Origin of the sequence: Chitinophaga sp. CCNWYY40 (assembly GCF_037483205.1) — a bacterium.
GTDB lineage: Bacteria > Bacteroidota > Bacteroidia > Chitinophagales > Chitinophagaceae > Chitinophaga > Chitinophaga ginsengisegetis.
In genome coordinates this window covers 1,055,310-1,076,174 of record NZ_JBBHLF010000002.1, presented here as the reverse complement: position 1 = coordinate 1,076,174, position 20,865 = coordinate 1,055,310, and the positions used below count along the sequence as shown (strand labels likewise).

The following is a 20,865-nucleotide window of genomic DNA, read 5'->3' as shown; positions in this document are numbered from 1 at the left end:
CGGCGCATTCAACGCACTGTTACACGCCCAAAATAGTATTAAATTGTGAATCATAAATAATGATGACCATATTGAAACTGAAATTCTTTTTACTCATTGTGTTGTTAACCACCATCCTCAACACTGCCGGCGCGCAAACTGATAAATGGACCGGCATCTGGAAAGCAGCCCTTCACCCATGGGGAAACCGGACACCTATCACCATGCAACTGCATATTGGCGAGGCGCAGCAAGGTGTATTGTACCCTGCGGTGATCACCTTGCAATACGGAGAGTTTACTGGTATTTATGAATTACTGCTCGCAAAGAAAAACGACGGGCAGTTAGGAATAGGCCGCAACAAATATCCGTTGAAGGAAACGCCGTATAAGCTCGGCATCTGGATGTGGTACCTCAATGGTACCATGAATTACAAGGATAACAGTATTTCACTGAGCCGCATGTGGATCAACAAAGCCAGCTTCTGGATGCGCGGATTAGAGGACGACGATGAAATTTACGAACAGTCCAAAGTAGCTTTGCGCGACTTCCTGTACCGAGGGGATTTTAAACTGACAAAAGCCGGGAATAAGCCACTGCCCGATTCCAGCGTGCAACGGATCATGCACCCGGAAACCTACCAGATTTATTTTGGTATTTACGACAGCATTGTAGCGAAAGACAGTGAGATTCCCCTGGAGATAGAAGACCAGGAGAAATATGATGAAGATACCATTACGCTGCTCCACAACGGCAACACGATCTTTGCCAGGGAGCAGATCAATGATCATAACCGTCATCTGAAAGCACGGCTGGACACCGGCCGGAACTACTTTGTTTTGTTTGCAGATAACTACGGCGGGCTTCCGCCCAATACCGGCCGTATTCGTACTACCATTAACGGTAGACCGTACGGATTTGATTTCAGCGACCGCTCCAATGCCTGGGCCACCTTCCTGGTAGCAAATATTTATCGCGCTGCTGCTGATAACAATACAGACACCATTACCAGTAACGTGATCAAAAGAACAGCGGTGCCTGTAGCCACTATACCGGTTCGCACCGCCGATATTATCCTGGAATTGAAAGATACGCGCATACAGGACGGCGACAGCATTTCCCTGCGTTTGAACGGCCAGTGGGTAGTTACAGGCTTTCCCGTAAAAAAAGCCGTACAGCAAATTGCTATCCGGCTGCAGCCCGGTGAGAACATACTATTGTTTACTGCCGATAACCTGGGCTCCATTCCGCCAAATACGGCGGAGTTGCGTATACGGTTTGGGAAAGAATCAAAAACGCTGAACCTTAGCACCGATATGAAAAGGAATAATGAGATCCGGCTGGTACTGGAGTAAAAGGTGAACGGCACAGAAACGCAGCCGTTCACCGGGAGTGGTGGCTACGCCACGCTGCTTCAGATCTGCGATATGAAGCGCGGGCGAAGATGGAAGTCTACACCATATCAGCATATATTGCGGCCAGCCTGGTGTGTGTACTCCAGAACGGGGGAGGTGTGACGCCTTCGAGGTTGGCGATTAAAATATCCAGGTGTGTATGCCATCCACCGCCCACGCTGCTGCGGGTTTTTACGTCGTCGGCCAGTTTGCGGTGCGTAAGCGTTAATAACACGCGGTCATCTTTCTCAGATAACTCCATTGTAACTTCCGATCCGCCTTCCCAGGTGAATGCCAGCAGGCGTGGCGGTTCCACCTTTAATATCTTGCCTGTAAAATGATGACCATCTTTCATGTCGCGGTATTTTTCAGGAATAGTATCAGGAAGCGGACTTAGCTCCTGGTGAAGAAAATGCAGATGAACACTGCCGCCTTCAAATAAGTCCATTTGCCCGCTGGCAAGCCACTTGCCGCGCTTTTCGGATTCAGTAAGATAGGCCCATACTCTTTCAATAGGGCCGGGCAAACTGCGTTCAAAACGAATGGTGCCGGGAGAGAGGATCTGTCCTGTTTTTTCCATGTCCTTTAATTTAGAAGGGTGATAATTATTTTAGTGTGTAGCTACACCTTTTGGAAATTTATCTGCGATGAGGTTCAGGTTAATATTGTGTTCCAGGTAGGCTTTCAGGCCATCGAGTACCGTGGTGAATCCGCCGGTGTTGTCGTTGATTGCACGCAACAGTTCATCACCGGTTTTAGTGAAGCCATAATTTTTAATAACCACATAAGTGGAATGATCATCTACTGTCTGGAAGTGGAAGTCGATAGTAGTAGGAGGTTCGTTCCAGGTTACGGTTATCTTTTTGTTGGGTATGATTTCCTTTACTTCTACTTTGGCAGATACCTGGTACATCTCCCATTCCCAGGTAATTGTTTTTCCCACCGCCAGTTTATCGCTGCCTTTTGTGAACCAGAAATGCCTGGTAACATCGGGGTCAATAAAGGCATTGAATACTATTGATACCGGTTTGCGTATCAGCATCTGGGCTTCTACCCAGGGTGTTTCATGGCTTGCCATTGTGTAATATTTTAGGATGAATAAACAGCTATGATTCGGGTTCGTCCAATAGTTGCTCCAGTTTATCAAGCCGGCTGGTCCAGAACCGGCGGTATTGTGCAGCCCACTGTTCCACTTCTTCCAATGCTTTAAAACTGGCGGTGCAATGCCTTTCTCTTCCTTGTTTTACAATGATCACCAGTCCGCATTCCGTGAGGATGCGCATATGTTTTGATATGGCCGGCTGGCTCATGTTGAAGTTATCCGCTACCGTGTTGAGGGTAAGCGTTTGCTGGGCCAGCAAACCAATAATAGCGCGTCTTGTCGGGTCTGCGATCGCCTGGAACACATCTCTTCTTGCTTTCATTCCGGTATAAATTAAAATACTAAACCATTTGGTTTAGTAAAAGTATATATAACCATTCGGTTTAGCAAATATTTTTTTTCAGGCGCAGGGGTAGGGGCACAAAAAAAAGGTGGCTATAAAGCCACCTTTCATTTTTCAGTTGTGTTTATTTTATTGTTGCAGGAAATGACCTAATGTATTCGTAAATGCGCTGCGTCCGCCGCTTTCAGGGGCCGACTTTTCAGCTACCTTTGGTGAGGTACCGTCTTCATCAAAGCCGATACGGCCAGTACCTTCCTGGATAAAGATGCCACTGCCGCCACGACTGTTATCAATATTGATAATGGCTACCCGTACGTTTTTCAGGTCGTTTCCTTCTTTGGTACCGGTAAAAACCAGGGCGAATACAGCAGAGTAAGTACCATTTACGGCTTTCACTTTGCCATATACCGTAAAGTTGTTACCGGAGCCGGAAATAGCGGTGGCAATGCTGGTATCGGCGTAGCTCAGGAAATTTTTACCGGTGAGCTTAATGCTGTAATCTGTTGTACTCTGCTCGGAGAAAGTTACCAATGCATCACTGAAATACGAGCCTGGCCGGTCGCCCGGAACATTACTGCTATCCAGTTTATGCGGTGCGATCTTGTAGGTGCCTTCTACATTCGGTGGATTCACGCCCTCATGAACATTCAGTCCCAATAGTTTTAAAGTGTCAAGATATTTCTGCGGAATGATGTCCGCAATTTTCTTTGTCAGGATTTCTTCATTGCTTGGGCCTTTTGCTTTTTCATCCTTACTGCAGGAAAACAAAACAACGGAAATCAGGAAGCTAAAAGTAAGTATACGTTTCATAATTAAGATGATGGTTCCACCTGCAAAATTACCGGGTGCCTGTTTATATTAAAATACCCGGAAGCAGGTATTTTTTAATTCCGTGGTAAAGAGGCAGGCGGCTTTGCTATAATGTAAAACGCAACGGAAACGCTGAACTGCCCGAACAGTGTATCACTCGCATGAAGGCCGTTTTTTCCAGCGTGGTTTTTATTGCTTCGCATAATTTCCTGTCTGTGCCGGGCGTCTGGTAAAATCTTCCCCGGAAATTCTTGCTGTTGGCGGCTGCGCTAACCCAAAGGTTACTGGTAACCTTTAGCATACTCCGGGTAAAGCGAATGCAAAGATGGATAGTTTTGCAATATCATCATCAGTAAAAAAAAATATGAAAAAGATACTGGAAATAGTTTCGAGCGCAAGGGGTGCTGCATCCAACAGCACACAACTGAGCAGCGCCATCATCGAAAAATTAAAGACACAATATCCCGGCAGCACGGTAACCCAACGGGATCTCGTAAAGAAAAAATATCCGCACCTGGAAGAGTCACATCTCACGGCTTTTTTCGCTCCTCCGCAAAACGAAAGTGAAGCCTATAAAACGGCCATACAACACTCTGATGAAGCCATCGCTGAACTGGAAGCTGCAGACATTATTGTGATCGGTGTGCCTATTTATAATTTTAACATCCCCTCTGCGCTGAAAGCCTGGATTGATCATATTGTGCGCGCCGGCAGAACATTCAGTTACGGCGCCGGTCATCCCGAAGGGTTATTGAAAAACAAAAAGGTATACCTGGCCATTGCATCCGGTGGTGTTTTTTCTGAAGGGCCGATGAAGGCAATGGATTATGCAGAACCTTATCTGAAATGGATCCTTGGATTTATTGGAGTACACGACGTTACCACTTTCCGGGTGGAAGGAGTGAGTTTGCCGGAGTTGCGCGAAACTGCATTGCAAAAAGGATTGGAGAGTGTAGTTGTCTGATTAAAAAAAATAATGAAAAATACGGCCGGCAGTTATTCCATCTGCCGGTCTTTTTTTTGTGAAGGTGATAACAACTATGTACCTGCTTTGGTTTGATTGAAGTAAATTTATTTAAAATTAACTGCATGCTGTTTAAGCAGGAACACCTGGAAGGAATCAGTTCGGGAAAAGTATCGCTCGCTTTCCGTAAATGGGAGAAACGGACGGTGAACAAAGGCAGCCTGATCAATACCGGTATAACATCACAACCAGGAATAATGGTAAGTATTACAGGAGTCTGTATAACCACAGGCTAATATTTCCTCCCGAGCTTTGTATTACTCAGCTAAAGCTGGATGAAACTTTGGAATACTTCTGATAACAATTACAGGTCTTACTATGAATGCACAGCAAAACCACGAATTTAATCCACACCACAAGCATATCGTATTAATTGCCGCCTTTACTGCAACCGGTAATATGGCACGATTGAAGAATGCCCTGAATGCAGGCCTTGATACAGGATTGACCATCAATCAGATCAGGGAAGAATTGGTACAGTTATATGCTTACTGTGGTTTTCCGCGTAGCCTTAATGGCATTACCATGTTTATGTCAGTACTGGAGAAACGGAAATCAGAGGGTATTAAGGACCCGGAAGGACAGTTACCGGTTACAGTCACCGGTACAAATGAAACCAAATACGAGATGGGCAGGAAAATGCTGGAAACCTTAACAGGCAGGCCGGTGAGTGGTCAGCTCACCGGGGCCAATGCTTTTGCGCCCGGTATTGATGCTTTTTTGAAAGAGCACCTGTTTGCCGACATCTTCGGACGGGGCGTACTAACTTATCAGGAGCGGGAATTGGCAACGATCGCGGTACTCGCGAGCCTGCCCGGACTGGAAGCGCAGTTACAGGCACATTTAGGCATGGGTATGAATGTAGGGCTTACGGAAGGACAACTGGAACAAGTTTTGGGCTTACTGGAAAACAACATCGGGAAACAGCAGGCAGATGCCGGCCGTACAGTACTGACTAAGCTCAAAGCCACTAAATAAAGATTAACACTGCATCTATGAAAATCAGCAATCATGTTTACAGAAAAACAGTTCAGGCATCGTTAAGGATACTTGGCTGTTACGGGATGTTATTTCTTTCTGTTCAATATGCCCAGGCACAAACAGATAAGCGGATGATCCGTCTTGCCAAAATTGAAGTGGATCCGGCACAACTCAATGATTATAACGCAGCGCTGAAAAAGCAGATGCAAACCGCTGTCCGCCTGGAACCTGGCGTATTGACCTATTACGCAGTCGCCGACAAAAAAGCCCCCTGGAGAATAACTATACTGGAAATCTACGCTGACAGCGCAGCCTATCAAAAACATATTGCAACACCCCACTTTACAGAGTACAAGACTACCGTGCAAAACATGGTGAGAAAACTGGAACTGACAGATGTTAACCTCATCGGAAGTGCAAAGCAGCCAGAATTATAATACCGGTACCGGTAAGTCCGCTGGGTAAAGGTTTTCTGACTGGCAAGATTAGGCATGCCGGTTGAATTAACCTTATGGGTTCATTCTTTTGAACATTCCCTGTATTTCAGTTGGTGTTGCTTTCGATAGGATCTCGCTATATCCAAAAGTTAATTCATTTTTGCCTTCTTCCAGTTGTTGAAATATTGCCTTAATAAAATCATCTACGGAAGGGTGCTCGCTGTGCAGTCCTTTGCCGCCCAGATCAGTGTTGAGGGCAGGTGGGATCAATTCAATGATCTCTATATTTCTTGATTTCAGCAAATGTCTCAGTGAAATGGTAAACGAGTGGAAAAAAGATTTTGTGGCGCAATAAACGGGAACTTTTGTAAGCGGCACAAATGCCAATCCCGAAGTTACATTTATGACAGTGTCCAATGATTTGAGCTCGACGAAGAGTGAAGTCAAATGTAACGGAGCCAAAACATTTATCTGAATTTCACTTTTTGCTTTATCATAAAAACTTTTATCTGAAATATCCATCCAGTTTTGAATACCTGCATTGTTTACCAATACGTTCAAGTCACTGTGATGTTCAGCAATCCAGTGATAAAGTTCAGTACGCCCGGATTCCTCAGATAAGTCACAAACCTTTGTGATTACTGCCGGGAATTTGTCAGACACTTCTTTCAGCGCTTCTTTCCTTCTTCCACAAATAATAACCTGGTTATTTTCCTGAATAAATCTTTCAGTCAATCCCAGACCGATGCCGGTAGCTCCGCCGGTGATTAAAATTTTGTTGTTTGATAATTTCATTGGGTTGTTTATATTTAATATTTCTTAAAGAATTCTATTCATTATTCCGAAGTATTTTTTAGAAAGCCCCTTATCAATTCTTATCACTTCACCCAATACTATACTTTTAACCGGCGCCATACAAAGTAGAACGAAGTTCTTCATATTTTTACATCAGGTTGTTATACAGAATCCTGTTTCTCTTACCATTATGTCTGTTCAGGCATAGTTCTGAAGGAATTTTTGAAATACTTAATCTAATTTTACTTCAAATAACCGAAGTCATGGGTAAACCTCTCAGAATTGAAAGTGTGGCTCAGGTCAATAACGACCGGGGGCAAAAGACCCTGCATCCCCTGGTAAGCGTTCTTGATCAGTCGCTGTCGACGCCTGTAAAAGAAGCACGTTATATTACCGATGTATACATGATCTTTTTAAAGGACGAGAAATGCGGGGAGTTAAAATATGGCCGTAATCATTATGATTACGAAGAGGGAACGCTTCTTTTTATTGCACCCGGACAGGTATTTGGATTTGAAGAAAGTGAAAACATGATACAGCCATCAGGATGGGCATTAGTCTTTCATCCCGATTTGATCCGTGGTACCCACCTTGGCAAATGCATTAACGAATACAGTTTTTTCTCTTACAGTGCAAATGAAGCACTTCATGTGTCGGATGCAGAGAGGGGAATCGTGTTGGAGTGTTTTAACAAGATACGATATGAATTAGCTCACACTATTGATAAGCACAGCAGGACTTTGATCGTTAGTAACATCGAAATGTTCCTGAATTATTGCGTTCGGTTCTATGACCGGCAGTTTCTCACAAGAGAACATATTCATAAAGATGTATTGACCGGATTTGAGGGATTACTGAACGATTACTTCCAATCGGAAAAGCTGCAAACCCTGGGATTGCCTTCCGTTTCGTATTGTGCAGCACAGCTCAATCTATCTCCAAAATATTTCGGAGATCTGGTAAAAAAAGAAACTGGGAAATCAGCGCTGGAGTACATACAGCTAAAACTGATTGATGCCGCAAAAGAACAGATACTTGATATAAGCAAATCGGTAAGCGAAGTTGCTTATAAGCTTGGCTTTAAGTATCCCTCACATTTTACCCGTTTCTTTAAACAGCATGTCGGGCATTCACCCAATGAATACCGGAGTTCATTGAGTTGACTGGTAGATGCAAGAGGTCCTCAGACTTTGCTTCCCGAGGCCCGGGCATGTCAAAAGAAATTTAACAAGTAGACAAACATTTTTAAGATAAGATATTAAAAACGACTTTACCTAAAGCTCCCTCTTTGATGATAGTTTTATAAGCTTCCTTATAATCTGACATTGGGTAGGTCTTGCTAATGTGGATGTCGATACCTTTTAATGCATCATTTGCCAATCGATTCAAACTTTCTGTATCTGATTTCATTAATAGAATTTTATATTTCTTTCCTGATACAATATTATTTGAAAATGAGTGCACAAAATTCCATAGCGAAGGAATGACGGTAATATAAGTTGATTCCGGCTTCATCAACTTTTTAACTTTCCTGAAAGGTAATTTTGCAGACAGTTCAATGATAACATCAAACTGCTTTTTTAGATTCGTCACCTCTTCTTTGTTGTAATCAATCACATAATCACTGCCCCATTTTTTTAACAGATGATGTCCTTTTGCGCTTGACACAGCCGTAACAATCGCCCCCTGGCTTTTAGCGATCTGTATAGCAAACATACCTACTCCGGCAGATGCGCCATTTATCAAAATTTCCTTCCCTTCGATGCTGTTAACGTTTTTAGTGAGCATTTGTAAAGCTGATTGACCGGCCGTTGGTATTGCAGCAGCGTGCTCAAATGACAGATTCGCTGGCTTCCTGGCAATTTCTTTTTCATTCACCAGGATGTATTCTCCAAGAACACCCTCTTTAAAAGGATTTATTACGCCAAATACGTCGTCTCCTGCTTTAAATTTTTGGATGTCCTGGCCTATACTTTCTATTGTGCCGGAGAAGTCGCAGCCAACAGATTTTGGGAATTTCTTACCTGACACCAGTTTTACTTCACCCATTAAAATCTTCCAGTCAAGAGGATTAATAGAAACTGCCTTTACTTTAATCAAAATTTGCTCCTTATCGGGAATTGGCTTATTTACTTCCACAGCATGTAAATCGTCGACACTACCGTATTTGTCATAGACTATTCTCTTCATAGATTCAGTATTTTTCTTAGTAATTTATTATTCAAAAAGATGATCAGATCACCATGGATTATAACGACCTGCTTACAAAGCGCAGGAACATTGATAACATTGAGATGATCGTTTCCCGCTGTAAAATTACCGGAACTGTAATTGAATGCTGTTGACTTGAATCAACAAATCATAGGTGGGCAACTCTTTTTCTAACTCTGCTAAGCGTTTCTTTCCGCATACCAAGGAAGTTTGCAATATAGTGCTGTGGAACACGTAGCAATAAGGAGGATCTTTCATTAAGAATTTCCAGGTATAACACTTCAGGTGATGCCGATTTAATGCGGTTGAAATTTTTCATTACCGCGGCATTTTGAGAAAAACTGTTCTGAATAGTGTAGTGCTGAATCCAGGGCGTCTTTGCAGCATTACACATATCATCGCCTGTTATACACAATAACTCGCAATCTTCAAGTGCCTGCAGGTTCATGTCCGTCGGCTTTTGCGTAATCATACTTTCGACCTGGCCAACCCATGTATTTTCCTCATAAAGTTGGAAAATTTGCTCATTGCCCTGGGTATCGACGAAATATTCACGCAAGCAACCTTTTAAAATAAACGACCAATACCTGGGAACTTTACCCGCTATATAATGGAGCTCACCTTTTTTTAAATGAACCGGTTTAAGGAGATTAAAAAAGCGCTCAAACTCATCTCTGGATATTTGGACATAAGAGCAGATATGAGTATAAAGTATATCACTGTTCATTTTAATCAAGGTTTGTAAAGCACTTCGTGTATCAAATTTGAAATGGGATAATTCGCTTCAAATTTTACTCGAATCTACAACAAGTATTTTCGCGGGGACTTATTACTCGCCTTAGTCAGGAATAATGGTAAATGAAACAGGAATAAGTATAAGTATTGCCCAGGAAATCACCTCCACCTTTAAATGTTTTGGTTTGATTGAAGTAAATTTATTTAAAATTAACCGCATGCTGTTTAAGCAGGAGCACCTGGAAGGAATCAGTTCGGGAAAAGTATCGCTGGCTTTCCGCAAATGGAAGAAGCCGGCAGTGAATAAAGGCAGCCTGATCAATACCAGTATTGGTGTGGTAGCCATTACTGATATCACGGAGTGTGGTATCAATCAGCTTTCGGAAGCAGATGCGATTGCTGCCGGTTATAAGAACCTGGCAGCGCTACATGCAACGCTCAATAAAATGCCGGAAGGCATTCTGTATAAAATCCGTGTGCGCTATCACTCAGAAGATCCCCGGATCAAACTGCGTGAACAAACATCCCTGACAACAGATGCCATCACCACACTTACTGCGAAACTGGCGCGCCTGGACCAGTACAGTACACAAGGCAATTGGACTGCCGCCGTACTGGAAGCAATCCGTAAACATCCCTATTTGAAAGCCGCAGCGCTGGCGGAATTACTTGGAAAGGAAAAAGACTGGCTGAAGCTGAACATCCGGAAACTAAAGAACCTGGGACTTACTATCAGTCAAACGCAAGGCTATACCTTATCACCCCTGGGAGAGGAATATCTGCAGGCGGCTAAAAAACGATAACCGGTTTTCAATCGTCCGCATATAAATACCGGAAATTTTTAAGGCAATAATTTATGTTATGTAAAAATTACGTACTTATACGTAGGATATGGTAGATAGGAATCATAACTTAACTGAAATAAAAGTGCAGGGATTGTTTGCCTGTAATGCTTAATGGTGGCTTATTTATAAGGAATAGTAAATGTAGTTTACCAGCAATCCGGGTGCGTGTTTTCCGCAAGATGATTTTTTAAAAAAGATAATTTCAGAAGATGTGCTGAAGATGCTTACTGGTATTGTGTTCTGTGATGTGTTGCCGAAAAATACAGTTGCGTGAAAATTATATCTTAAAAAAATATTTATTTCCGAATTAAAAAATGTTCTTTAACTTAGTTAACAAGAACGTTTTGAAAGACATAGAAGAGACAGGTAATTGAAACCCCAAATTTACTGAACCCCAAACCCCTTCGTCATTCGTGATAAGTAATGCGCTTACATTGATACGTGATCATTTGCAGGCATTCTTCGCACTCAGAGGATTCCCTGCCAATAGTGTGATCGTTGAAAACATTGGTTTGCTGGAAACAACGCATGCCAATAACTTCAATGGTAACGTTATTATCTCCCTTGTAAATGTGGAAGAGGAGAGTACGCTTAAAAACAGCAAGGCGTATACCACCTGGCCGGATAACCGCGCCCGGTACCAGCATCCGCCGGTATACCTCAACCTGTACGTACTATTCACTGCCGTGCTTTTTGGAGATGCCACACACGATTACTATGAAGAAGCCCTGCACCGGCTGTCGGCTGTGATCAGTTTTTTCCAGGCACAGAAAACCTTTAAGAATGCCGACGGCTCGCTGGACCTCACCCTGGAATTGTACACACTTACATTTGAACAGATTAACCACCTGTGGGCATCACTCGGCGGACGCCAGGTCCCTTTTGTGATGTATAAGGTACGACTCGTTGCTATCACGGAAAACGCTGTACTCAGAGTAGTACCGCTGATAGAGGAAATCGAAGACACACAACACCCTACTTCTTAAAGTTTTTATGTCTGTTATTTACAAGATATTGTTTGAAGTGCAGTTGCTGCACGAATACTATCTGCAAAACAGTAAAGGGATTTCCTTTTTTGAGCAGACCACCGATCAGCAACGTGCAGATTTCCTGATGGAAAAGCTGCGGCAGGACCAGTACCGGCTACTCCGCGACTGGGACATTCAGCCGCTGCCGGCCACCGCTGTGCTGATGAAAAACTATCACCTCCGGTTACTGCCCACTGCTACAGGCTTCAAAGGAGCCATAGAAGTAAAGAAGGTAATGCAGGGTACCACACTCGCATACACACCCTTTGTGCAGATCCCCCCGGATACGGCCTTCCGGTTTGCAATTGTACCGCGGAATGCAGGCGCACTGGCCTTTACCAGCATGCGGATGCGCCGCGCACTACCGGCGCAGTATTATTTCTCCAACGACAACACCGATAACACAAAAACATTTCCATCGCTTTCCGTTCCGGTGCCCGTAAATGATAACACCCGGCAATACGAACAGGGAGAACTGGCTAAAGTGGGCGCCGATGTATCGGAGTACCTCAACAAACCCGGTACACCCGCCAATGATCCTTCGCAGTGGCGCAAGATCAAAGGCAACGGATTTGTACATGAAGGCGACCGGTTGTTACTGCCTTTCTCTTTCCAGTATTTTTTTCCGCCCACCGCATCGGTGACCGCCGGAATTGCTGTGCTGGAAAGCATTTCAGGCAATGCGTCTTTACAACAATCTTTTACGTCCACCAGTATTTTATCACAGGTAAAACTGGATTTCTCCGGGCCGCTGCCGGATAAAACCCTGCCCGACGATGGCTGGTATAACCTCAAAGTAACCGGCGACAATAACTTCACGGCGCAACACCTGGTGTATGTAAGCCGTAGCGAAATGTACAGGGCAGGCAACATCGGAGTAGTGGACCTCCGCGTAAATACAGCCGGTGGCGACTTTGCCATGCTGGATGCCGATGGTACCCTTAAAACAAAACTGCAACAGAACGGTACGAAAATTCCGCATACGATTTATGAATTGCGCTTCAGAAGCAGGAATTCCTACTGGCGCTATTCACCCCAACACGGGCAAACGCTGGTGTTCAGTAACCACGCCAACACACTGCTCTCCGTAGCAGACGGCAACGGGGCTCGCACCACCAAAGAGCCCTGGCCGTTTTCTTTTAATAACCGGTTGTTCCCCGTTACAGAAAATAATATCACTAACTACGAACAACTGTTACCAAATCCACGTGGACTTTCCATTACCAGTGATGCCGATCAGCGGCTGTACGCGGATGTGGTAGTGCTGCTCTCAAAAATATTTCCGCAAGGGCCTTAAGTTCAGCGTATGATCTATTCAAACAACAATTAAAAACAGTTAAAACCCCAAACATATGGCAGAATATAAAACTCCCGGCGTCTACATCGAGGAGATCGTAAAATTTCCCCCCTCCATAGCCTCTGTTGAAACAGCTATTCCGGCTTTCATCGGCTATACGGAATCTGCTCAGAACAAAGTGCCAGGCGATCTGGTGATGATTCCCACCCGTATCACTTCTATGCTCGACTACAACCGCATCTTCGGCGGCCCGCAGCAGGAAGAAGAGAGCATTACGGTGAACATCGACAGCTCCCAGCCACAGGCAGTGATCAAAGCAGTGATAGATCCGTTAAAAGCATCCAAATACCTGATGGCATACCAGCTGCAGATGTTTTTCAACAACGGCGGTGGTCCGTGCTACATCGTTTCTACAGGTGATTACAGCACCGGTGGCGTGATTTCGCTTACTACGCTCACCGATGGACTGAATGCCGTGGAAAAGATTGATGAGGTAACGCTCCTGCTTTTCCCGGATGCCATCAACCTCACGGATGCAGCTTCTTATTACACGCTGCACAAATCAGCATTGGATCAGTGCAGCCTGCTGAAAGACCGCTTTACCGTTTTTGATATATGGATGGACCCCGCTATTGGTCCCGCTGAAAGCATCATCGATCATAACGTTACCCTGTTCAGGGATGCCGGTTTTGGTGAGATAGAAACCAAAAAATACGGCGCCGTTTATTTTCCGCGGGTAAACACCCAGCTGGCTTATGCCTACGACGAAGCTACCGTACAGGTGGTACAAACCGGCGGCGATGGCTCTCTTAACGGTACGCTTGCGGCATTGAAAGGTATCAACAACGCGTTTTATTACCAGGCATTAAATGCTATTACACAGATAAGAATGCTGCTGCCTTCTTCCGCTGCAGTAGTGGGCAAATATGCTGAAACAGATAATAGCCGCGGTGTATGGAAAGCACCCGCCAACATCGGCATTGATTACGCCGTAAGCCCTGAAGTGATTGTTACCAAACGCGAACAGGATGACCTCAACGTAGATGTACGCGATGGTAAATCCGTTAACGTGATCCGGTTCTTCCCCGGCCGTGGTCCGGCTATCATCTGGGGCGCCCGCACACTGGCAGGTAACGACAACGAGTGGCGTTACATCTCCGTTCGCCGCTTCTTCAACATGGTAGAAGAATCCGTGAAGAATGCCACCCAGCAGTTTGTGTTTGAACCAAACGACCTGAATACCTGGGTACGCGTGAAATCTATGATAGAAAACTACCTCACACAGCAATGGAAAGCCGGCGCATTAATGGGCACTACCACCAGGGAAGCCTATTTTGTAAAGGTAGGACTTGGCGAAACCATGACGGAGCTGGATGTATGGGAAGGACGTATGATTGTAGAGATAGGAATGGCAGTGGTACGCCCTGCAGAATTCATCATCCTGCGCTTCAGCCACAAAATGCTGCAGGAATCTTAATCCTTTTACATTCAGACCAAATAAACTGAATACTGTATGAACGCAATGAACCCCACCCAATCATCGGCCAGCAATGGCTGCGGTGACTCCACCAATAAAACGCAGCAATACATCGATAACAACAAACGCGGAATCTGCAGCGCCTTCTCAGATTCGCTGAATGTATTGCGTATGCGCGAAGGCGAGTACAAAGGCTATAAACCGGTGTACAAATACAAACAGTGTTTCTTTATCAAAGCAGAAGAAACCTGGCGCTTTTACCGCTCCATCGACCTGTGCGCTACACTACCGGCCCAGAAAGATGCGGACCTGATAAAAGATAAACTGAGCAAAGCAAACGACGTGAACAAAGCCGTGGCAGCCGCTCTCGCCATTGTTGCCAAAAACATCCAGGACGCCAAACAGAAGTTTGCCCTGCTGAGTGAAGCAGCCCATAAGCTGAACAACAAAGCAGAAGACAACTGCAACAAAGCACAACGCGCCGCACTGGGTAAATTGAAAGCCGGCAGCAAAGATTTCAAAACCTGCTTCGATAACATCGTAGATGGCTCACAGGAAATGTATGCCTCTGAAGGCGGTTGCGGCGACGGTGAAACCGTTAGCATCAACAAGCTGCACTGCGCCATCGGCGACGTTTCCGGCATACAGTCGTTTACCAGCCTGGAAAATGTGATCGCCCTGCATAAAGATCTCGCAGACGCTATTAAAATTTTCCGGGATGATGTATTGCAGAATATCAAAACCGGAGAGGACGATCAGAAGAAAACCTACGGCGAACTGGGCGATGCCAAGATCCAGAAGGTAACGATCCGCGAAACACTCTGGTCTGCCAGAACCCAGACACAGGGAATCGACGATATCCGCGAATTCCTTTGCACACTGCCCTGCGGCGATTTACCCACTATCAAATCCATCTGCGAACAGGCACAGGGTAATTACTGCAACAGCAACGGCAACGGCGGACACTGTGATGACTGATTCCCATCCGGCAGAAAATAAATATTCCTGATCACAAAAAAATATTCACCATGAATTGCGATAAAGTGTATGAACCCTTTATAGAAAGTGAAGACTCCTGCTGCGCCACTATTCCAGGCAGCAATGAGACGGAGTGCGGCTGTGTGGACGACTGGAAAAAAGAACTGAAAGCAAAAGGCAGCCTGTATCAGCAGAAGGCAGCTGAAGCAGCCAAGAAAAAAGAAGAGCTGGCCCGCGCACTCGACTGGCGCAATAAAGTAAAGCTCTACTTCGATAACGTACAGAAAAGCGCCGAGAAAGCAGATGCTATCACCAGCAAAGTAAAAGTAGTGCTGGACATCCTGGAAAAACTCTGTAAAAGCACCGGCTTCTCTGTAACAGCTATTGAAATCCTCTTCTGCATGACCAAAGAGTTATATACAAAAGTGGATGAAGTAGCGGCCTGCTACAATAATATTTCCAAAGCCATTGACTGCTCAAACGACCAGGTGCTGAAGAAAGGCGGTATCACAGATGCCTGGGTGGACTATGGCAAAAAACTCCAGGACGTGATCACTATCGGCAATGATATCTTCAATAATATCGTAATTGCCCTGAAAGCTGCTACTATCCTGGATGAAACCATCTGCGAGAAGGACTACGGCATTAAGTCGGCGATTGCCGGTATCGGCTGCATCTTTAATCCAACCGGCAACGGCAATAATGGTAATGGCGGTATCAAATCCGGGGAAGATGACATGGAAATATGCTGCACCGATAAACTGGTATGCCCTGTATTTCCGCTCAAAAATGATCATTACTATACGCTTACCGAAAAGCACCTCACCAATGCAGATACCCGGCTGGCGGCCATTAAACCGGAATACGATAAAGTAAGCCAGGAAGCAAACCGCCTGCAGGCATGTACGGATAGTCTTACCAAAGCTATCAAACAGGCCCAGGACGCCAAAGCTTGTAAATAACGGCGCCTGACTATTAAGCATTGTTCAAATTTTTATCATCTTTTTAAATTTAAAGATATGCCCGCAAAAGGAACATACCCGTTACCCAAATTTCATTTCCTGGTAGAATGGGGGAAAGACGTACGCCTGGGATTCACAGAAGTTTCCGGCCTCGACTTTGAAACAGAAGTGATCGAATACCGGGAAGGTAACAGCAAAAAATACAATAAAAGCAAACAGCCGGGGCTGACCAAATACGCCAACATCACGTTGAAACGTGGCATATTTGAAGGCGACTACGACTTCTACAAAGCCTGGCGCGAAACATACTACTTCCAGGAAGGCAACAAAGCCGGTAGCAAATACCGCCGCGATGTAACCATCAAGCTGCTCAACGAAAGTCATGAGCCGGTGATCACCTGGAAAGTACTGAACGCATGGCCTTCCAAAATAACCTCCACTGATCTGAAAGCCGACGCCAATGAAGTAGCCATTGAAACAATGGAACTGGTGCACGAAGGGCTGGAGATCATGAACGTAGATTAACATGGCACAAGCAGTGATAAAGCCCGATAACTTCTGGCAAACGGTAGGCTTCCATTTCTCTGTCACCTTTTTTGGATTACCCAAAAACAGCGGTGGCAAAGATTCCGGCTCAGATCTCGATATCCGCTTTCAGAGCGTTACCGGTCTGGAAGCCAGCATCGGTGTTGAACAGGTGAAGGAAGGCGGGGAGAACAGGTTTGAGCATAACATTCCCGTGCGGCGTACTTACTCGCCGCTGGTACTGAAAAGGGGACTGCTCCGGCCGGCTGATTCTTCATTGTCATCCTGGTGCCGAAGGGCGCTGGAAGACCAGCAGATCAAGCCTTTGCAGCTGGTAAAGGTGGCGCTGCTGGATGAGGACCATAACATCCTCATGTACTGGAACCTCGCCTGGGTATGGCCCCGCAGCTGGAAGCTGGCGGAGTTACACGCAGAACGAAGCGAAGTGCTGATAGAAACACTGGAACTGAACTATAACCGGTTTGAATTTAAAAACAGCTGAGTCATGCCCATAGAAATCCGTGAACTGATCATCAAAGCTGAAGTAGCGCCGGATAACGCCTCCGGCGGATCGGCAGGCAGCAACACAACAGCCGCCGCCGATGGCAGCCATGCAACAGAAGCCATGATCGCGTTGTGCGTGGAAAAAGTATTACAGGCACTGAAAGAAAAAAATGAACGATGACAGACGCAAAAGTGGAGAAGATCTACATCCTCACGTATTCTGACAGGTTGCAGCAGCAACTGGATAAGAACCACAAATTTACCATCCCGGTAAATGCGGAAACTTATACCCGGTCGCTGAAAGTAGACTATGACATCCGCCGTGAGCCAGGCAGCCAGAAAACAGAAGCGCGTTTTATTTCTACCATCCCGGAAGAGCTGAAGCTCGACTTTGTACTGGACGGTACCAACACCATAGAAGGATACGGTTATCCCGGTATGGATGTACAGGCGCAGGTAAAGCTGCTGCTGGATACCGTGTACTACATGGATGGGGAAACACACCGGCCACGTTTTCTGAAAGTGTTCTGGGGCAAACAGATCGCATTCCCCTGCGTAATGTCCAACCTGGATCTGAACTATGTGTTGTTTAATGCAGACGGAAGCCCGCTCCGGGTAAAGGTCAGCGCTACCTTTCTCAACTACCGCGCAAGGGAAGCCAATGAAAGGGAGCAAAGCAAAGCATCGCCTGACCTTACACACCACCGCGTTTTTAAACAGGGCGACCGGCTGGATCTTTTCAGTTTCAAGATCTACCAGGAACCTAAATACATGTTACAGGTAGCCCGGCAAAATAACCTTACCTCTTTCAAAAGAGTACCGGTTGGTAAAGAGATCTATTTCCCTCCATTCGATAAAAGCGAAGTATCATGAACGAAACAGGAATACCCAATACTTCTGCACATGATGTAGCGAGTTACAACATCCTGTTGAACGGTACCGAGCCGTTGAATCCTGTGTACGAGGTGCTGTCGCTCACGCTTACACAGGTGGTGAATAAAATCCCGGTGGCAAAGATCGTGTTACGCGACGGCGCTGCCGCCGACCAGAATTTCGCTATCAGCAATACCAGCGATCTCCTGCCCGGTACCAAACTCACCATCAAAATCGGCCGCGATGGCTCCAACAAAGTATTATTCAAAGGCGTAATCGTTCACCAGGGCATCAAATTCCGCCAGGATGGCAACCCGGTGCTCACGGTGGAATGCCGCGATGAAACTGTGAAAATGGCCATCGGCAGGCATAGCAGGTACTATGAAAAAGTAAAGGACAGCGAAGTGATTGAACAGCTCATCAGGGGCTACAGTGGTTTAAGTGCAGATGTGGAAGCAACAACCGTGCAGCACAAAGAACTGGTACAACACCATAGCACCGATTGGGACTTCCTCCTGCTTCGTGCAGAAGCCAACGGCAAACTGGTGATTGCCGACCAGGGAAAGGTAAAGGTAAAGAAACCGGATACCACGGCATCGGCGGTATTACAGCTTACCTACGGCGCTTCCCTGATGGAACTGGAAGCAGAAATGGATGCCCGCTATCAATGGAGCTCCGTACACGCCAGCGCATGGGATTACACCGGTCAGCAGCTATACGAGGCAGAAACCTCTTCCGCTGATTATACGGAGCAGGGCAATGTTTCCGGCAGCACATTAGCCGGTGTAATCGGTTTGCAACACTATGAACTGGCGCACAGCGGCCGCCGTGCAGCAGAAGAGTTGCAGCAGCTCACCAATGCCGCCATGCTCAAAAGCAGGCTGGCAAAGATCCGCGGCAGGGCAAAGTTCCTCGGCTTCTCCGGCGTAGCACCCGGTGATATGGTTACCCTCCAGGGCATCGGCAACCGGTATAACGGCAACGCTTTTGTAACCGGTGTGCGGCATGAAGTAGCACATGGCAGCTGGGATACACATATCCAGTTCGGACTGGAACCCGACTGGCTCGCTGAAGCCTATAAGGATATTTCAGATATTCCCGCAGCAGGAATGCTGCCCGCTATCCACGGTTTACAGATCGGTAAGGTGGTGCAACTGCAGAATGACCCCGACGGCGAACACCGCATCCTGGTAAAGATCCCGGTGATAGATAATGCGGCGCGTGGCATCTGGGTGAGAGTAGCCAGCCTGGATGCAGGGAATAACCGCGGCGCTTTTTTCCGCCCGGAAATTGACGATGAAGTGATTGTGGGTTTTATCAACGATGATCCCCGGGATGCCGTTGTGCTGGGAATGCTCAACAGCAGCGCAAAGCCGGCCCCCATCAATGCGCAGGACGCCAATGATGAAAAAGGATTTGTAACAAGAAGCGGCATGCGAATTCACTTCAACGACAATACGAAAACAATCACCATAGATACCCCCGCAGGAAACAGTATTACGATCGATGAAGCTTCTACCAGCATTAAACTGAAAGACCAGAACAGCAACACGGTAACGATGGATACTTCCGGTATCAAGCTGGAAAGCCCTATGAACGTGGAGTTGAAAGCAGGCGTAAACCTGGTGCTGTCGGCCGGTGCGGCCTTGTCGATAGGCGGCGCCAGTATCTCCGCAGCAGCAGATGGCGCAGTAGAGCTGAAAGGAGCGATCGCAAAATTATCGTCACAGGGTATCACTGAAATAACAGGTTCTTTAGTAAAAATAAACTAACCGGCAAACCCCAAAAAGAACAACGATTGCCGGTCACTTAAATTGTTAATCTCATGCCTCCTGCAGCACGCATCAGCGACTTTCACACCTGCCCCCTGTTTTCAGGACCGGTACCTCATGTAGGCGGTCCGGTGGTAGGCCCAGGCGTACCCACGGTGATGATTGCCGGTATCCCGGCAGCAGTAACCGGTGATATCTGCACCTGCGTAGGTCCGCCGGATGCTATCGTGAAAGGATCTGCGACCGTGATGATAGGAGGGCGGCCCGCCGCAAGAATGGGCGACCTCACGGCACACGGCGGCGTAATTGTGATGGGAGCCCCTACAGTAATTATTGGCGGTTAAAAAATATCAGACATGTTACAAAATGATCCCCGTTCATTCCTCGGTACCGGCTGGAAATTCCCGCCAACATTTGATCTGCAAAGCGGAGCAGTGGAACTGGTGAGTAATGAAGCCGATATCAAAGAAAGCCTGGACATCCTGCTGTCGACCAGTTTGGGAGAAAGAGTGATGCAACCCCGTTACGGATGCGATCTGCAGGACTATATTTTTGAACCGCTCAACGCCGCCATGATCGGCTTCCTGCGCGACCTGGTGGAAAATGCCATCCTCTTCTATGAACCGCGTATCAAAGTGGAAGAAGTAGGCGTAGTAGCGATGGATAGCCCCGACCTGATAGAAGGAAGGTTTACTATCTCTATCGACTATACGATTGCCAGTACTAATTCAAGGTACAATTATGTGTATGATTTCTATTTGCTGGAAGCAGCGCAAAAACCCTGACCGGCGCC

General features: G+C 46.1%; 26 protein-coding genes. 19 read left to right on the top strand and 7 right to left on the bottom strand.

The window, feature by feature from the left end; all coding sequences use genetic code 11:
• The first annotated feature begins 59 nt into the window (after nt 1-59).
• On the top strand, nt 60-1,334 hold the full coding sequence (locus tag V7S65_RS10125) for a hypothetical protein (RefSeq protein WP_336388353.1): 1,275 nt from the start codon (nt 60-62) through the stop codon (nt 1,332-1,334).
• Between the two features lie 97 nt (nt 1,335-1,431).
• On the opposite strand, the gene V7S65_RS10120 is transcribed toward V7S65_RS10125, so the two are convergent.
• The 4 genes from V7S65_RS10120 to V7S65_RS10105 all read right to left on the bottom strand — a co-directional run bounded on the left by V7S65_RS10120 (nt 1,432) and on the right by V7S65_RS10105 (nt 3,628).
• Nucleotides 1,432-1,953, bottom strand: a complete 522-nt coding sequence (locus V7S65_RS10120) for an SRPBCC family protein (protein ID WP_079472187.1) — start codon at nt 1,951-1,953, stop codon at nt 1,432-1,434.
• Nucleotides 1,954-1,983: 30 nt separating this feature from the next.
• Complete coding sequence (locus V7S65_RS10115) at nt 1,984-2,451, bottom strand: SRPBCC family protein (RefSeq protein ID WP_111578386.1); 468 nt, start codon at nt 2,449-2,451, stop codon at nt 1,984-1,986.
• A 28-nt stretch (nt 2,452-2,479) separates the two neighbouring features.
• On the bottom strand, nt 2,480-2,797 hold the full coding sequence (locus V7S65_RS10110; RefSeq protein ID WP_079472186.1) for an ArsR/SmtB family transcription factor: 318 nt from the start codon (nt 2,795-2,797) through the stop codon (nt 2,480-2,482).
• Nucleotides 2,798-2,947: 150 nt separating this feature from the next.
• Complete coding sequence (locus V7S65_RS10105; protein ID WP_336388354.1) at nt 2,948-3,628, bottom strand: hypothetical protein; 681 nt, start codon at nt 3,626-3,628, stop codon at nt 2,948-2,950.
• A gap of 364 nt (nt 3,629-3,992) precedes the next feature.
• On the opposite strand from V7S65_RS10105, the gene V7S65_RS10100 reads away from it, so the two are divergent.
• The 4 genes from V7S65_RS10100 to V7S65_RS10085 all read left to right on the top strand — a co-directional run bounded on the left by V7S65_RS10100 (nt 3,993) and on the right by V7S65_RS10085 (nt 6,070).
• Nucleotides 3,993-4,592, top strand: a complete 600-nt coding sequence (locus V7S65_RS10100) for an NAD(P)H-dependent oxidoreductase (protein ID WP_111578383.1) — start codon at nt 3,993-3,995, stop codon at nt 4,590-4,592.
• 125 nt (nt 4,593-4,717) lie between these two features.
• Entirely contained in the window at nt 4,718-4,888 is a 171-nt protein-coding gene (locus tag V7S65_RS10095) for a hypothetical protein (RefSeq protein ID WP_168771370.1), read from the top strand.
• An 82-nt stretch (nt 4,889-4,970) separates the two neighbouring features.
• Nucleotides 4,971-5,630 (top strand): carboxymuconolactone decarboxylase family protein, encoded by a 660-nt coding sequence (locus tag V7S65_RS10090; protein ID WP_336388355.1) that lies wholly within the window; start codon nt 4,971-4,973, stop codon nt 5,628-5,630.
• A gap of 17 nt (nt 5,631-5,647) precedes the next feature.
• Complete coding sequence (locus tag V7S65_RS10085) at nt 5,648-6,070, top strand: putative quinol monooxygenase (RefSeq protein ID WP_336388357.1); 423 nt, start codon at nt 5,648-5,650, stop codon at nt 6,068-6,070.
• Nucleotides 6,071-6,142: 72 nt separating this feature from the next.
• Here the strand turns inward: V7S65_RS10085 and V7S65_RS10080 are convergent, their stop codons facing one another.
• Nucleotides 6,143-6,865, bottom strand: a complete 723-nt coding sequence (locus V7S65_RS10080) for an SDR family oxidoreductase (RefSeq protein WP_336388358.1) — start codon at nt 6,863-6,865, stop codon at nt 6,143-6,145.
• A 263-nt stretch (nt 6,866-7,128) separates the two neighbouring features.
• Here V7S65_RS10080 and V7S65_RS10075 point away from each other — a divergent pair, with 263 nt between their 5' ends.
• Nucleotides 7,129-8,028 (top strand): helix-turn-helix domain-containing protein, encoded by a 900-nt coding sequence (locus V7S65_RS10075; RefSeq protein ID WP_336388359.1) that lies wholly within the window; start codon nt 7,129-7,131, stop codon nt 8,026-8,028.
• An 82-nt stretch (nt 8,029-8,110) separates the two neighbouring features.
• Here the strand turns inward: V7S65_RS10075 and V7S65_RS10070 are convergent, their stop codons facing one another.
• Together V7S65_RS10070 and V7S65_RS10065 are read right to left on the bottom strand one after the other, a co-directional pair.
• Complete coding sequence (locus V7S65_RS10070; RefSeq protein ID WP_336388360.1) at nt 8,111-9,055, bottom strand: NAD(P)-dependent alcohol dehydrogenase; 945 nt, start codon at nt 9,053-9,055, stop codon at nt 8,111-8,113.
• A gap of 169 nt (nt 9,056-9,224) precedes the next feature.
• Nucleotides 9,225-9,803, bottom strand: coding sequence for a Crp/Fnr family transcriptional regulator (locus tag V7S65_RS10065; protein WP_336388361.1), 579 nt, complete (start codon nt 9,801-9,803; stop codon nt 9,225-9,227).
• Between the two features lie 226 nt (nt 9,804-10,029).
• On the opposite strand from V7S65_RS10065, the gene V7S65_RS10060 reads away from it, so the two are divergent.
• From V7S65_RS10060 to V7S65_RS10000, 13 genes are all read left to right on the top strand, one after another.
• Complete coding sequence (locus V7S65_RS10060; RefSeq protein ID WP_336388362.1) at nt 10,030-10,614, top strand: hypothetical protein; 585 nt, start codon at nt 10,030-10,032, stop codon at nt 10,612-10,614.
• Nucleotides 10,615-11,090: 476 nt separating this feature from the next.
• Nucleotides 11,091-11,642, top strand: a complete 552-nt coding sequence (locus V7S65_RS10055; RefSeq protein WP_200817336.1) for a DUF4255 domain-containing protein — start codon at nt 11,091-11,093, stop codon at nt 11,640-11,642.
• A gap of 7 nt (nt 11,643-11,649) precedes the next feature.
• A complete protein-coding gene (locus V7S65_RS10050; RefSeq protein ID WP_336388363.1) occupies nt 11,650-12,981 on the top strand; it encodes a hypothetical protein in 1,332 nt (443 codons plus the stop codon).
• A gap of 55 nt (nt 12,982-13,036) precedes the next feature.
• Complete coding sequence (locus V7S65_RS10045) at nt 13,037-14,458, top strand: phage tail sheath family protein (RefSeq protein ID WP_079472174.1); 1,422 nt, start codon at nt 13,037-13,039, stop codon at nt 14,456-14,458.
• Nucleotides 14,459-14,494: 36 nt separating this feature from the next.
• The gene (locus tag V7S65_RS10040; RefSeq protein ID WP_079472173.1) at nt 14,495-15,436 is read left to right on the top strand and encodes a hypothetical protein; all 942 of its coding nucleotides are present in this window, start codon (nt 14,495-14,497) and stop codon (nt 15,434-15,436) included.
• Nucleotides 15,437-15,486: 50 nt separating this feature from the next.
• Nucleotides 15,487-16,398 (top strand): hypothetical protein, encoded by a 912-nt coding sequence (locus V7S65_RS10035; RefSeq protein ID WP_079472172.1) that lies wholly within the window; start codon nt 15,487-15,489, stop codon nt 16,396-16,398.
• 57 nt (nt 16,399-16,455) lie between these two features.
• Nucleotides 16,456-16,923, top strand: a complete 468-nt coding sequence (locus V7S65_RS10030) for a phage tail protein (protein WP_079472171.1) — start codon at nt 16,456-16,458, stop codon at nt 16,921-16,923.
• Between the two features lies 1 nt (nt 16,924).
• Complete coding sequence (locus V7S65_RS10025) at nt 16,925-17,425, top strand: phage tail protein (RefSeq protein ID WP_079472170.1); 501 nt, start codon at nt 16,925-16,927, stop codon at nt 17,423-17,425.
• 3 nt (nt 17,426-17,428) lie between these two features.
• Nucleotides 17,429-17,608: a DUF5908 family protein gene (locus V7S65_RS10020; RefSeq protein ID WP_336388364.1), complete on the top strand. Its 180-nt coding sequence runs from the start codon at nt 17,429-17,431 to the stop codon at nt 17,606-17,608.
• Nucleotides 17,605-18,300 (top strand): CIS tube protein, encoded by a 696-nt coding sequence (locus tag V7S65_RS10015; RefSeq protein ID WP_079472168.1) that lies wholly within the window; start codon nt 17,605-17,607, stop codon nt 18,298-18,300. Before V7S65_RS10020 ends, V7S65_RS10015 begins: the two co-directional genes overlap by 4 nt.
• Nucleotides 18,297-20,072 carry a type VI secretion system tip protein VgrG gene (gene vgrG, locus V7S65_RS10010; protein WP_079472167.1) on the top strand — a complete coding sequence of 592 codons (1,776 nt, stop codon included), beginning with the start codon at nt 18,297-18,299 and terminating at the stop codon, nt 20,070-20,072. Before V7S65_RS10015 ends, vgrG begins: the two co-directional genes overlap by 4 nt.
• Before the next feature lie 53 nt (nt 20,073-20,125).
• Nucleotides 20,126-20,416, top strand: coding sequence for a PAAR domain-containing protein (locus V7S65_RS10005; RefSeq protein ID WP_079472166.1), 291 nt, complete (start codon nt 20,126-20,128; stop codon nt 20,414-20,416).
• A 12-nt stretch (nt 20,417-20,428) separates the two neighbouring features.
• The gene (locus V7S65_RS10000; protein WP_079472165.1) at nt 20,429-20,857 is read left to right on the top strand and encodes a GPW/gp25 family protein; all 429 of its coding nucleotides are present in this window, start codon (nt 20,429-20,431) and stop codon (nt 20,855-20,857) included.
• Nucleotides 20,858-20,865 lie beyond the last annotated feature (8 nt).